Origin of the sequence: Pontibacter silvestris (assembly GCF_020907275.1) — a bacterium.
Classification (GTDB): domain Bacteria; phylum Bacteroidota; class Bacteroidia; order Cytophagales; family Hymenobacteraceae; genus Pontibacter; species Pontibacter silvestris.
The window spans coordinates 1-14,980 of the sequence record NZ_JAJJWI010000030.1 but is presented as its reverse complement, the minus strand read 5'-3'; the positions used below and the strand labels follow the sequence as shown (position 1 = coordinate 14,980).

The following is a 14,980-nucleotide window of genomic DNA, read 5'->3' as shown; positions in this document are numbered from 1 at the left end:
ATGTAGTGGAGCTTATACTAATGTAAAGATTATGCTTTTGCTGCTATATTTCTGGCTCTATAGGTTTTATCTCCATATTTGTTGTCATACCCGTACCCATAGCCATAGCCATACTGCCCTTTTACAAATCCTCTGGCTTTAATTCCGTTAAACACAATAGCTACGTTTTTCAACGAATTTAATTTATTGTTAATAGTCAACCGTTGCACTATATTCTTAGGAGTATATGCATGTCGCATAACTAAAAGTGTAATGTCACAATATTCAGTAAGTAAGTAAGCGTCAGAAACAAGTTCAAGAGGAGGAGTATCTATAATAATGTAATCAAACTCTTTTTCTAAGTATTCAAAGAATCCATCTAACAAGCTCCCATTTAGCAATATCTCTGTATGATCTCCTACATCTTTACCTGCTGGTACGATAAACAGGTTATTATAAGCTGTGTTTCTTATTATCTTTTCATTATTTAATTCATTTTTTAAATAATCAGTTATTCCGTTTTCTTTATAAAGATTAAACTGAGAGGAAATGTTTGGATTTCTAAAATCAAAATCAAGGAGTACTACTTTCTTACCTGATAAGGATAAGCTAAATGCAAGGTTTGTACTTATAAAGCTTTTCCCTTCGCCAGGTATACTAGAGGTAACCATTATTTTCTTTTTAGTGAAAGTTCGCCCATACAATCCCATTGTTGTCCTTAACTGCCTAAACTGCTCAATAACAGATGCTTCAGTGGGTTCTTTAAATAACCCATCTTTCGATCTTTTAACATAAGATAGTTCGGCCACTATAGGTGCGCTGGAATATCCTTCAATTTCTGACCGGAATAAAACTTTACTATTCAACAACTCTTTCCCTACTATCATAACAAAACCTAAAGCGCATGCTACCATAATAGCTACTAGATAGATATATAAAGGCTTAGGAGTTACAGGTAGTACCGAGGCCTCAGCCATATCTACAATACGCACATCACCCGCACTCGGAGCATAGGAGAGAACTGTTTCTTCTCTTTTCTTAAGAAGAAAACTGTATGCATCGTTTTTAATCATTTGCTGCCGGCTTATTTCTAGCAGTTCTCTTTCTTTTTGAGGAATGTTCTGTAATACTGAATTATATCCGTTACTTGTAGAAGCTAAATTTGAGCGACTTGCTATTAAGTTAGTGCGTTGGTTTTTTATATTTTCCAGTATACTTGGCCTTATACTTTTAATTTCATCTGTAATAGATACAAGTATAGGGTTGTTTTCAGCTGTTGTTTTTCTTAACTGCTGGTATTTTATTTCTGAATCGTATAACTTATGTAAAAGCTGCGACAGTATAGGATCATTTATCCCCATGGTAGATGGCACAATACCTGTAGTATTATTTTTAGAAATAATATATTTCTCTACTTTATCCAGGACAGCTAGCTGCGTATTAATTTCAGAAATTTTACGATCATTGTCCCCAACATTTCTTAGAAACAGCTTGCTCTGTTCGCTTAAGTCAACAGCTCCATTTGTGGATTTATAATTGACAACCTGATATTCAAGGCTATCTAACTCCCTTTCAACAAGATTAATACGGTTTTCGACAAAATCCAAGGTGTTTGCCGCTACTTTCTCTCTTTCAGAAATTGCTACCTGCGTATATGTTTTAATAAGGGTATTTAATATGTCTTCACCTCGCTGTGGCACAAAATCCCTTAACCTTAAATCTATAACAGTCGATAATTTACTTGAGGCCTCTATACTAATACTCTCCAAAAGTTGGTTAGTTATTTTCTGAGGCTGAATAATAGAAAAGTATAGAGGCTCTTTAGATGCTTCTATCTTATTCTTGTTCTTAGAAAACCTCATTTCTCCATATGGAGTTTTTACCCATTTATTGAGCTTATATGCTTTGTTATCTATAGTAACCCTATTTTGTACTTCATCAAAAGTAAAATATATTTTAGCTTGTTCCTGAGCTTTATCAGGGCGCTTTAATTTAATCTTGATAGGGGATGAAGCATAAGCCGAGATTGACTTGACTTTTCCTTCTTCATAAACTGGTGCATAAAGTTGAAGCTTATCCACAACCTTCTTCAACAAAGCATGAGAATGGATTATATTAATCTCATTTTCAACAATTTTATTTGATGTAAAGGCATCAATAGATTCTGTCATTTTAGAATCAACAACTCCTTTCTTTTCATCTTTAATTAGCAGCGAAGCCGAAACCTCATAAGTTGGTGTTGCATAAATGTTTAAATACCCCCATGCTCCTACTAAGGATACTACTAATAAAAGTATAAACAAAGGCCAGTAAGGAAAGTACCTATATATCAATGAAGCAAACAATTTATCTTCAGTATTAGTAGACATAAGCTTTACATTTAAAATTATCTTGTCAAACGATCAATCGCAATAACTGCTACAGACAAGCCGCTAAACACTACTGGTAACCATTGTCTTGCAAAGCCCGCATTTTGAATTTTAGTCTTATTAGGTTCTACATATATAATGTCATTTGATTTGAGGTAATAGTAAGGAGATGTAAACAGTTCATCTGTTGTTAAATTGATACGTGTTAGCTTCTTTACACCTTGCTCCTCTCTAATCAGCAAGACATTATCTCGGTTAGCATATATAGTTAAATCCCCTGCCAAGCTAAGAGCTTCAAGTAATGTAATCTTTTCATTTGGCACAGTAAGTACAGACGGACGCCCTACTTCACCCAACACAGATACTTTATAGTTTAAATACCGGAGATCTACAATAGGGTCAAGCAACAGCTTCCTATTTATCAATTCCATTCTTATACTTTCCTTCACTTCCTTTTTGGTCAGCCCAGCTGCTTTGACTTTTCCCAGAAACGGAAATAAAATATACCCATCCTGATCAACCAAGTATCCAACAGCCTGCGAGACATTGCTTGTAGCATTTGAATTACGGTAGTTAACATCCAGAACATTGAAAATTTCAGTTGCTGCAGGATTCAAGCTAGTTACAGAAATGCTTAAGATATCATTCTGTTGGATCACAGGTTCTAGGTTTCCTACTTCTCCTAAAAATTCAGTACCCTTAACATTATTAAAATACACTACATCTCTTGTACTGGTACAAGAAGTGAAGATTGAGAGAAACAGGAAAACAACAACAGTTGTTAAGATATTATTAAGCTTCATTGATAATGAACGTAAAGAATGACAATTATACAATTCAGGTTTAAATTATGAATAATTATCTATTATTCAAATAATATTTAAAATAAATATTAAAAAATTAAAAATACAGAACAGTTGCACTTTATGTTCCTACAGGTGTTACTCAAGAAAAAGAGGAGATAGAAGAGGAAGACATAATAAGACTTCATAGTAAGTAGACTGGCAGTTGCACTAAGCTATCACCACTAGCATGTTCGAAAGTGGCATTACAGAATCAATAGCTTTGCTTCCGCTTTACCAGGAGCAGCCTCTGCTCTAAATAAAATATATACCCTCGCTCAACCTTTTGCTAAAGCGCGTCTCTTTCTGGGGATAGCATTGCTCAATAGCTGTTACAGGAACTGACTGGCCCGTCCCGTATGAGGTAATTGTACCCTGCTCTTGCTTGTCAAAATCTTCTGCTATTACCTGTATTCTATTTCCATCATTAGTTCGGAAATACCTATAGGTTGCGCTGTACATATATGGAAGCCATTGCAGTCCCCTCCTGGCTGAATGACAACGCCTGATTATCTGCCAGCACCATAGCCCCCTGACCGGGTTAAATCGGTTCCCACCCAGAACTACTTGCCCTGCTGAATTAAAGGTTTAGATCCAGTGACACAACGCTGAAACTCAAAACGATTACTCGCAGACTTGGAGCACATTAATAATAGCTATGCAACAGTAAGTGAAATGAATATATGGATGAACTCCCTAGCTACGCCAACTTAGACATTACCCAACTCCACTCCCCCTCTCACCTTTATTCAAAATATGACATTACCTGACTGTTTCCTATATTGTGAATTCATTTAAAACAAACGCTGCATAAACAGCCAGCGAAGCCACTTACACCAACCATGAAAAATTCACTTAAGCGTGTGTTTATTTCCGGAGCAGCCTTTCTGGCTACAGCCTTTGCCACACATGCCCAAACTACCTCTGCCTTTACCCGCCAAGACACCTTACGTGGCTCCATTACCCCGGAACGTGCGTGGTGGGACCTGACCTATTATCACCTGGATGTACAGATAAATCCTGCAGACAGCACTATCAAAGGTGTTAATACGGTGCGATATAAGGTGCTGGAACCTAAACAACTAATGCAGATAGACCTCCAGCCTCCTATGAGCATTGAGAAAGTAGTGCAGAACGGGCAAGAGTTACAATACAACCGCGATGGGAATGTATATTATATTCAGCTATCAGAGAATCAATTAGCAGGAGCAGTTAAGGCAGTAGACATTTATTATGGAGGCAAACCACCTGTAAGTGTAAGGCCTCCCTGGAGCGGAGGGCTCACCTGGCAAAAAGACGCCAACGGCAAACCTTTTGTAGCTAATTCTAACCAGGGAGATGGCGCCAGCATGTGGTGGCCTTGTAAAGACCACATGTACGATGAACCTGACAGCATGCTCATTAGCGCCACTGTGCCAGAAAACCTGATTGATGTGTCTAATGGACGACTAAGAGGAGTAGACCAGAATAAAGACGGCACCAGGACTTATCATTGGTTTATATCTAACCCGATCAACAATTACGGTGTAAATGTTAATGTTGCGGACTACGCTAACTTCTCAGAAACGTATCAGGGGGAGAAAGGTGAGCTGGATTGCAACTACTATGTACTTACCTATAACCTGGATGTGGCAAAGCGGCAGTTCAAAGATGTGCCACGCATGCTGGAAGCCTTTGAACACTGGTTTGGCCCCTATCCTTTTTACGAAGACAGCTATAAACTTGTGGAGGTTCCTTACCTGGGGATGGAGCACCAGAGCTCTGTTACCTATGGCAATGGCTACCAGAATGGCTACCTGGGCAGAGACCTTAGCGGCACTGGCTGGGGCTTAAAGTTCGATTATATCATCATTCATGAATCGGGGCACGAATGGTTTGCCAACAATATCACTTATAAGGATATTGCTGATATGTGGGTTCATGAAAGCTTTACCACTTATTCCGAGAATCTTTTCCTTGATTACCACTATGGTAAAGAGGCAAGCAGTGCTTATGTAATTGGCCAACGAGCCAACATTCAAAACGATATTCCTATTATAGGTCATTATAATGTAAATAACAGTGGCTCTGGCGACATGTACTTTAAAGGAGCTAACATGCTGCACACTCTGCGGCAAATTGTGGAAGATGACGAGAAGTGGCGTGGCATCCTTCGTGGACTGAACAAAGATTTCTACCACCAGACTGTAACCACAGCTCAAATTGAAAACTACCTGAGTCAACACGTAGGCCGTGACCTTTCTTCTTTTTTCAACCAATACCTGCGCGACATTAGAGTGCCAAAGCTGGAGTACCAGGTAACAGGTAAAGTACTAAAGTACAGGTGGAGCAATAGCGTAGCTGGTTTTAATATGCCGGTAAAAGTGTTGCTAAATGGAAAAGAGAAGTGGCTGGAACCTACCACAAACTGGCAGGAACTGAAGGGACTGAAGAAGAACACGGCTGTTAAAGTAGACCCTAACTTTTACATAGAAGCATCTGACTTAGCTGCTCAGTAAGAAGAGTTTATTACAGTATAACAGAAGAGGCTGTTCAAAAGACAGCCTCTTTTTTGTTTAAAGCCTTATAACTACAGTAGCGGTATAGTACCTGCTATTACATTGTTCTAGTCTGTGCGCTCCAAGCCTGCGAAAATTCATTTCCCCGCCCGGTGCTGTGTAGCTGAACCTGCCCTTCGGGCTGCTGGCAAGTTCAGCACCGGAACACATACAAGACACCTCACAGAAGAACTGGGAAAGTTTCTTTTGCATTGAATAAGAAGTTTGTTTAAGACTTAATCTTCAAGATAAGTTCTAAAACTTTGATTTATGTAAGGCTACGTTAAAGTGATCAACTCAAATTGAGGTTTGTTTATGGTGTTGAAATTATCCCCTAGCCACTCTCAAGAGGAGAACTTCTTAAAGGAATAACACATTCCCCTCCTTGGAGGGGTTAGGGGTGGGTAAACAGCATTTAGGTTTATGCTGCTTTTGTAATCTCAAATTGAGTTAACTAGAACTAAAGTATCCACAAAAAACTTTAGCATTTAAGGCCGAAGAAGATAAAGCTCCCTGTTTTTCCGTTGAGCGCCTATGAGATCCGGTGCCTCTTTAGCGGCATGCTGCTGAACGGTAGCCAAGGAGGGAACACAGCACTCAATGGAAAGACGAGGCCCCTCAGTTTGGAGAGCTCAGCAACAAACTACACATCAGTAGGCCAAATGCCACTGGATAAGCAACTGCGACACCAGCCTAGGCAAATATCAATATAGCTTAATAGCTCCCCCCCACTGGCCGATTATTTAATCCTGCTTTTGCGGAAAACTGCGGAAGCCGCTCTGGTATAGTTGAGCTTACAGAACTTGTGTCGGTTAAGGATTCCATAAAGGCAATGATATCTTGTTTTTCATGTGCAGTTAAGTGCAAAGGACTATCTGGCAAGGTTTGGTTAGGCACTTCCAACCCAAGCCCTACTCCTCCACCTAAATCATAAAACTCTATCACTTCTTCAAGAGAAGCAAAAGCACCATTGTGCATATAGGGAGCTGTTAGGGCCGCATTGCGAACTGTAGGTGTTTTAAAAGAGTGTTTCCATGCCTCAGACGGCATAACACCAGCACGACCTATGTCCTCGTCAAGATGAGCATGAGCAAAATCGGCGGAACTTGGCACTCCTAATACTTCTGTTTCACTCTCCAGGTAGCGTGGAGGCACAGTACCGTTAAAAGTAGGAGCAAAATGGCAGGTGCCACAGGCTGCTTTTCCCATAAATAAGTTGAACCCTCGTTTAGCAGAAACACTTAATTGCGCTGACTCATGACGCATGTACTTATCGAAAGGAGAGTTAAGCGCCACCAGGTTTTGTACATAAGCAGCTATAGCACGGTTAATAGTATTCACACTTATAGCTTTATCAGCCTGACTGGCAAAGGCGCGTTTAAACAGTTTCTTGTACTCAGAACTTTGCTGCAGTTTTTGCACTACCGCCTCATAGTCTCCATGTAGTTCATCGGTTTTCACCAGCACATCCGGCACCTGGTCTTGTAGGTATTGGGCTCGGCTATCCCAGAAATAAGCATTACTAAAAACTGAGTTTAGCAGCGTTGGAGAGTTGCGTTGTACATTTCCTTTAAAATCGAAAGCAAGACTTTGGGCTTGCCCGTCAGTAAAAGCTTTAGCAGGAGAGTGGCAACTGGCACAAGAGCGTTTATTGTTGGCTGATAGTACAGGGTCAAAGAAAAGAACCTTACCCAACGCCACTAACTCAGGCAACTGCTCTGCTCTGTCTTGTTTGGCATAGTAAGCTGCTTGTAAGAAATCTGCACTAAAAAGGCTGTTAGCTTGATCGTTTACTGGTTTAGCTACAGAAGGTGCTTCTGCCAATACCTCCTGCTGTAAAGCTGTCAGCGAAGCATAAGCCGGATCAGCTAACTCTCGCATAAAATGCACCCTGTCAAATGTATCAAAATCAGGATGCTGTTGTAGGTAATGTACAGCCTGTTCCAGTTGCACTACTGCACTACTGCTATAAGCTCTGGCAGCACCACTTGTTGTTTTCTCATAAAGCCGGGCACTTGCCAACACAGGTTCTAAGGCCACAGCAGCATGTTCTATTTCTCTTCCGGCGGCAGGAGCGTCAAAGCCTGTTATGCCCATCGCCATCACACGAATAAGTTCTTCACGCAGGCTTTCCAGTACTTGCTTGTCTGTCAGAGGCTGGTTATAAAGGCTGTTAGCTATCAGGGCAATGTTTTCATCCAGTGCATAGGCCAGTACAATTGCCTCCTTTATACCTTCAGGCGTAACCTCATCAGCAAAAAGAAGCTCCTCTATTACCTGCATCCCCTCTGGAGGAAAAGTTCTGACACTGGGCTTCTTGTACGATAGCGTCTGATAATCTACCTCCTCCACCAAAACTCTTGGAAGCGGTGCACCATTGATGCTTTTCGCCAATTCTGGATCGAGGTACTCTAGCAGGTATTCGACTTGCTTGTAAGAACGCTTTACTTGGTAAAAAACTTCTTGCAGTTGCTCTAACGATGCTTGCTTTTGCTCCAATAACTGCAAGTGCTGTGTTAATTGCTCAGCGTGTTGCTGCAAAAGCGCCATATCCTGTACAAAACTTTCTTTTACCACATAAGCTACTTTGTTTTCAACAATGCGTTCTGTTTTAAAGGATGTCATCACTACGCCCAGAAACAAACATAGGCTCATAAGCAGCAGCAGTCGCGTCAGGTTGTTTTTGCTTTTCGGTAAACCTCTTTTTAACATGGATAATTGCCTCTTGTCTAACCTTTACAAAATAAACAAGCTGCTGTTAGCTATACTTTATGTAGATGTTATCCTATGATTAACAAAAGAATACCAAAGGCTTCTAGGCTGTGCAAATACAGTGGACAAATATCATAATTAGCAATTTAGTGTAGCAAAGCTGTGTTTAAAGTAGCTTTATATAAGACAGCCGTTTCTAAGTAAATGATTTGATGTTTCCTGAACATTATCCTGGTATCAGTTCATTAGATATAACATTAATTTAACTTCCTGTCTCTTATGATAACAATTGTTTAAAACTTGACTAACGCTATAGTAAACTGGTTGTAGTTGTTTTGGGAAATGAAATGTTCATTTTCAGTAACTTCATAAAACAGCTATGAACAAAATCTACAAAAGCTTATTGGCCGCAGCCCTGTTTTCTGCCGGAGCCGCTAACACACCTATAGCAATGGCTCAGTCGCAGAATGCTGCAAAAAAGGGGGAGTCCTCTAAAAAGACGATTGGCAGTTTTACGTCTGTAAAGCCTATTGGCCAGTCCGGCACCATTACGTACCCTGCTGAAACACATGAAATTCAGATGCTGGCAAAATCTGGCGTAACAAGTTATAATGTGGGTGGCACAGGCACAATACCTGGCAATAACGATTTTACTGCCTTTATCCCAATTAAAGGAAGCAGTAAGAAAGGGTATCTTTCTGTAAACCATGAGAACAATCCTGGCGGCGTGTCTGTCCTGGATATGCGCCTGGATGAGTCTACCAATCTATGGGAGGTAAAAGCGGTAAAAAAAGTAGATTTTTCTACTTTAGTAAAAACAGAAAGAAATTGCTCTGGCGGTATTACACCATGGGGCACCGTAATTACCTCAGAGGAAACCACCAGCGGAGGCGATGCTAACGGCGATGGCTATCAGGATGTGGGGTGGCAAGTGGAAATCGATCCTGCTTCAGGTAAAATTGTAGACCATGATGGTGATGGTAAACCAGACAAGCTTTGGGCTTTAGGCCGCATGAGCCACGAAAACATAGCCGTAAGCAAAGACCGAGTAACTGTTTACCAAGCAGAAGACGGCGGTTCAAGTTCAATATATAAGTTTATAGCCAACAAGCCTGAGCAGCTTTCTGAAGGAACACTTTATGTACTGAAGCGAGACAGTGAAACAGCCACTACAGGTACATGGGTTCAGGTTCCGAACACAACGCAGGCTGACCGAAATAACGTTTACAACACAGCAAAATCATTGGGTACAAACTGGAGAAATCCTGAAGATGTTGAATTCGGACCTGATGGCAAAATGTACTTTACCTCTAAAGGTACTGGCACTATCTGGCGTTTCAAAGATAACGGCACTACTGTTTCAGAAATTGAGGCATGGGTAACGCCTAAGCTGTATGAGGTTTATTACAACGGAGGCTCACAAACAGAAGATTGGGGCACAGGTATTGATAATCTTACTTTTGACGGGGAAGGTAACCTTTGGGCGCTGCAGGATGGTGGCCGCAATAATGTATGGGTTATCAAACCAGACCATACTCCAGAGAAACCTAATCTGCAACTGTTCATGACCACTCCGTATGGTTCAGAGTCTACAGGCCTTAACTTCTCACCTGACTTTAAATACGGTTTTATTTCTATTCAGCACCCAAGCGGCTCTAACACCGATACATTTACAGATGCAGCAGGCAACGAGGTACAATTCAACAAAGATATCACTTTTGTTTTCGCTCGCAAAGAAGATCTGGGTAAAAAGAACGCAGATAGAGGCAAAGGAAATGCACTTGTGCCGGCAAAGCTGATTGATGTATATCCTAATCCTTTCCTGACTGGCACTAAAGTTAGCCTGGAAATGCCTGAAAAAGCCAACGTAGTGCTGGAGGTTCATAATATGCAAGGCAAATCAATCGAAACGTTGCATAGTGGCGTTATGAATGCCGGGAAATATACTTTTGACTTTACACCATCAGAAGAATCGGACAATGGCATTTATCTGGTACGCCTACAGGTAAATAACCAAAAGTCTACTACAAAAATAATGAAGGCTGATAATTAATATCCAGCTCAATATTTAAAAAGGCTACGGGTAAAAACCCGTAGCCTTTTTATGATTTACTGACAGTACAAATGAGAGGCAGTATGAAAACAAAACAACTAGTATGGGCAGGCGTGTTGGTGATGGCTTTCTGCCTGCCACAGAAAACTAATGCACAGGCCAAACTTTTACCGGAGCAGGAATTGGCCTCTACCGAAGTTTATTATAACGTGTCTGAGGCAATCGAAAAGAAGGAGCAGGTATACAGACTCAACATCCGGCAACAGAGCTATTACAGTTTTACGCCTAACCTTTGCGACCTTACAAAGCTCCAGTTCATAAACGCCATGAAGAATAAAATAGCTGACATTGCACCGGAAGTAGGTCAGCTGCAAAATCTTCAGGAAATTAACTTTAGCGAAAACGATATCAGAGAGTTGCCTGCTACTTTTTATTCGCTTAAAGAGCTTCAGTTTGTAGATTTTAGCCACAACCACTTTGCCGAACTACCTGCAGGCTTTGGCCAACTGGCTAAGCTACAGGTGCTACAACTCAACGAGAACAAAATAAGAAGCATAGCTCCTCAGGTAAAAAACATGCGTGCGCTCCACACGCTAAACCTGAGCTATAACCACTTGGAAACATTGCCAAAGGAGATCGGTAAAGTGTTCCAGCTAAAAGATCTGGCATTATCGCAAAACCAACTAAGGGAAATACCACAAGAGCTAGGGAAACTGAAGAAATTAGAAAACATAGCTTTAGACTATAACCAGCTTACCTCGCTGCCAATGCAAATAGGTAAATTACAGTCGTTAAAGGGGCTACTGCTGGGGCATAACAAGTTAAAAGCCATTCCAGAAGAGCTGGCCCAACTTAAGAGCCTGGAGCTACTGGACCTGAGTTACAACCAGCTTATATCCATGCCTCAGCACCTGGAGCAGATGCAAGGCCTGCGTACTTTACTACTCGGAAACAACAACTTTTCTGATGCCGAAAAAGAACGGATAAGAAAAGCCTTACCTAACACCTACATCCAGTTTTAATAATTTAGAGCAACAGATGGTTTAGCAGTTAAGTGCTAAACCATCTGTTTTTTATAGGTGCCTCACATTAAGAGCCTCACACTATTTATGTTTAACTCTGGCACACATTTTCTATACTGTGCTACTGTACCAATCCTGAAAAAGAATCTGCAGACATACAACCCTCTCCTCTATCAGTAGTAATAAAACAAATGTGCTACAGGAAATTATGTCGGATTAGAAGAAACATGACTCGCTGAAATAAGACAAAATAGAATTCCTCCATTTCACTTATGACATCTTGACATAAAAAACTGGCTATTTATTGCTTGGCACATGGCTTGTAATAAGAGAGACAACACAGTTAAGATTTGAATTAAGAACTATATAATAAAACTATAGAATGGGAAAAATAATTGGTATTGACTTAGGTACAACAAACTCTTGCGTTGCCGTAATGGAAGGTAACGAACCAGTGGTTATACCTAACAGCGAAGGCCGCCGTACTACTCCGTCTATCGTTGCTTTTCTGGATAACGGAAACGGTGAGCGTAAAGTAGGTGATCCAGCCAAGCGCCAGGCTATCACAAACCCTCAGAACACTATTGCTTCGATTAAGCGCTTCATGGGCCATAGCTTCGGTGAAGTAACAAATGAGACAAAGAATGTGTCTTACGAGGTAGTACAAGGCAGTAATAACACTGTTCGTGTACAAATTGGCGACAGACAATATACGCCTCAGGAAATTTCTGCCATGGTGCTTCAGAAAATGAAAGCAACTGCAGAAGATTACTTAGGTACAACAGTTACAGAGGCGGTTATTACCGTACCTGCTTACTTTAACGATGCACAGCGTCAGGCTACAAAAGAAGCCGGGCAGATTGCTGGCCTTGAAGTAAAACGTATTATCAACGAGCCTACAGCTGCTGCGCTGGCTTATGGCCTTGATAAAAAACATGCTGACCAGAAGATTGCCGTGTTTGATTTAGGTGGTGGTACTTTTGATATTTCCATCTTGGAGTTAGGTGACGGTGTATTTGAAGTACTTTCTACCAACGGTGACACACACCTTGGTGGTGACGACTTTGACCAGGTAATTATTAACTGGCTGGCAGATGAGTTTAAAGCTGATGAAGGCATAGACCTGCGTCAGGACCCAATGGCACTACAGCGCTTGAAAGAGGCTGCTGAGAAAGCAAAAATTGAGTTATCAAGCTCTAATGAGACAGAGGTTAACCTGCCATACATTATGCCAGTGAACGGAATTCCGAAACACCTGGTGCGCAAGCTGACTCGTGCTAAATTTGAGCAACTTTCTGACGACCTGATCCGCCGCTCTATGGAGCCATGCCGTCAGGCCCTAAAGGACGCTAGCCTTTCTACTTCTGATATTGATGAAGTAATACTGGTTGGTGGTTCTACCCGTATTCCTAAAGTACAGGAAGAGGTTGAGAAGTTCTTCGGCAAGAAGCCTTCTAAAGGTGTTAACCCAGACGAGGTGGTTGCTATTGGTGCCGCTATTCAGGGGGGTGTATTAACTGGTGAAGTAAAGGACGTGCTTCTATTAGACGTAACGCCTCTTTCACTGGGTATCGAAACAATGGGTGGTGTGTTTACTAAACTTATTGAAGCAAACACAACTATTCCTACAAAGAAGTCTGAGACATTCTCTACTGCTTCAGATAACCAGCCATCTGTGGAGATTCACGTACTGCAGGGTGAGCGCCCAATGGCCAGAGACAACCGCACTATCGGTCGCTTCCACTTGTCAGACATTCCACCAGCACCTCGTGGTGTTCCTCAAATTGAAGTTATCTTCGATATTGACGCCAACGGTATCTTACATGTTACGGCTAAAGATAAGGCTACTGGTAAAGAGCAGAAAATCCGTATCGAGGCTTCTTCTGGTCTGAGCGAGCAGGAAATTGAGCGTATGCGTCAGGAAGCTGAAGCCAACGCAGAAGCTGACAAGCGTGCGAAGGAAGAAATTGAGAAGCTGAATGCTGCTGACTCTATGATCTTCCAGACAGAGAAACAATTGAAAGAGTATGGCGACAAGTTATCTGCTGGTAACAAGTCTAACATCGAAAACGCACTTGGTCAGTTAAAAACTGCGCACGGAGCTAAAGACGTAGCCGGAATTGATGCCGCTACCGAAGCCCTTAACAACGCATGGCAGGCTGCTTCGCAAGAAATGTATGCTGCTACGCAAGGTCAGGAAGCCCCAGGAGCTGACGGTGGCAACGGTCAGGCTGGCGGCCCGGGAGCAGGAGCTGAAGGCGCAGCCAATGATGGTGGCGTAACAGATGTTGACTACGAAGAAGTAGACGGTAATAAGTAATAATTATAATTACTGACACATATAAAAAAGCCTCCGCTGGTTTCAGTGGAGGCTTTTTTATATGTGTCAGTAATTAAATATTTTTTTAATTTAAACCACTCTAACTATTATACAATTCAACCTTTATACAAGCTTATGAAACAGCTTTACATTGCTCTCTTGCTTTTGTTTTACTGTACTTTATCTTTTGCCCAACAAGATTATCGCAAGGGATACATCATCCAGGGGAGCGACACTCTCAGAGGTTATGTTGATTACAGGGGAGATAGCAGAAGCGCTCAATTCACCACTTTCAAACAAACATTAAACGGAGATGAGAAACGTTTCACGCCAAATGATATAGCTGGGTATGGTTTCGAAAATGAAAATAGGGTGTTTGAGTCAAAACAAATTACATTAACTGACTCAGCAAAAGCTACCACTCAAAAGCTGTTTCTGAACACCTTGGTAAGAGGCAGAGCAAACCTGTATCACTATCGTGATAACTTCTTTGTAGACCACTACTATTTAGAGAAAGACACCCTGTTTGAAGAACTTTTGAATCGTAAAATCAGGCAGACGAACCCTGTGACAGGAAGAAGCTATGAACACCGGGAGACCAAATATATAGGAGTTCTTAACTATGCCTTTCTTGATTGCCAGGCTATCTCCATGTCGCAACTTCAACATAATAAGAGTAAACCACAGCGACCTGATAAGAATAACAGCAGAATATAATAAATGTGTAGCTCCAGGCACTATCAGCACGGCTTTCGCAAACCGGGAGGAAAAGATGAAAGTAACAGTCGGCCCTGTGCTGATATATTCGCAGGCAAGACTAAAATTTAATGGTGACCGGGAAGTTGCCAAAGCTGGCTTCGGGCATAGCTCAAATATTGGCGGAGGTGTTTCTATTAACTTTACCTTACCTGTTATAAATGAAAAGCTTTCTTTTCAAACAGATGTATTATATGTACCTGTTACGTTCTCCTCCACCTACTCTACAACTAATGGTATTGGTCTAAACAACCTAAGACACCACGACTTTCTGTTTGACCTGGCCTACCTAAAACTGCCATTACAGCTGCGCTACACATATCCTAAAGGATCTGTTCGCCCTTTTGTAAATGCTGGTTACGTGCTGGTGTCAGCTCCCCTGTAAATAGA

9 protein-coding genes are annotated in these 14,980 nt (G+C 41.4%); 6 read left to right on the top strand and 3 right to left on the bottom strand.

All coding sequences use genetic code 11. The annotated features are described in order from the left end of the window. Nucleotides 1-29: 29 nt before the first annotated feature. Entirely contained in the window at nt 30-2,348 is a 2,319-nt protein-coding gene (locus tag LN995_RS19115; protein ID WP_229962693.1) for a GumC family protein, read from the bottom strand. 17 nt (nt 2,349-2,365) lie between these two features. Continuing rightward, nucleotides 2,366-3,151, bottom strand: coding sequence for a polysaccharide biosynthesis/export family protein (locus LN995_RS19110; RefSeq protein ID WP_229962692.1), 786 nt, complete (start codon nt 3,149-3,151; stop codon nt 2,366-2,368). 881 nt (nt 3,152-4,032) lie between these two features. Here LN995_RS19110 and LN995_RS19105 point away from each other — a divergent pair. Next, nucleotides 4,033-5,688, top strand: a complete 1,656-nt coding sequence (locus LN995_RS19105; protein WP_229962691.1) for a M1 family metallopeptidase — start codon at nt 4,033-4,035, stop codon at nt 5,686-5,688. 753 nt (nt 5,689-6,441) lie between these two features. Here LN995_RS19105 and LN995_RS19100 read toward each other — a convergent pair. After that, entirely contained in the window at nt 6,442-8,439 is a 1,998-nt protein-coding gene (locus LN995_RS19100; RefSeq protein WP_229962690.1) for a cytochrome-c peroxidase, read from the bottom strand. A gap of 379 nt (nt 8,440-8,818) precedes the next feature. Here LN995_RS19100 and LN995_RS19095 point away from each other — a divergent pair, with 379 nt between their 5' ends. The 5 genes from LN995_RS19095 (at nt 8,819) to LN995_RS19075 (ending at nt 14,975) form a co-directional block, all read left to right on the top strand. Beyond that, nucleotides 8,819-10,492 carry an alkaline phosphatase PhoX gene (locus tag LN995_RS19095; RefSeq protein ID WP_229962689.1) on the top strand — a complete coding sequence of 558 codons (1,674 nt, stop codon included), beginning with the start codon at nt 8,819-8,821 and terminating at the stop codon, nt 10,490-10,492. Between the two features lie 83 nt (nt 10,493-10,575). Further along, entirely contained in the window at nt 10,576-11,514 is a 939-nt protein-coding gene (locus LN995_RS19090) for a leucine-rich repeat domain-containing protein (protein ID WP_229962688.1), read from the top strand. Nucleotides 11,515-11,896: 382 nt separating this feature from the next. Then, nucleotides 11,897-13,834: a molecular chaperone DnaK gene (gene dnaK, locus LN995_RS19085; protein ID WP_229962687.1), complete on the top strand. Its 1,938-nt coding sequence runs from the start codon at nt 11,897-11,899 to the stop codon at nt 13,832-13,834. A gap of 135 nt (nt 13,835-13,969) precedes the next feature. Further along, nucleotides 13,970-14,551: a hypothetical protein gene (locus LN995_RS19080; RefSeq protein WP_229962686.1), complete on the top strand. Its 582-nt coding sequence runs from the start codon at nt 13,970-13,972 to the stop codon at nt 14,549-14,551. 55 nt (nt 14,552-14,606) lie between these two features. Next, nucleotides 14,607-14,975 carry a hypothetical protein gene (locus LN995_RS19075; RefSeq protein WP_229962685.1) on the top strand — a complete coding sequence of 123 codons (369 nt, stop codon included), beginning with the start codon at nt 14,607-14,609 and terminating at the stop codon, nt 14,973-14,975. Nucleotides 14,976-14,980: the final 5 nt, after the last annotated feature.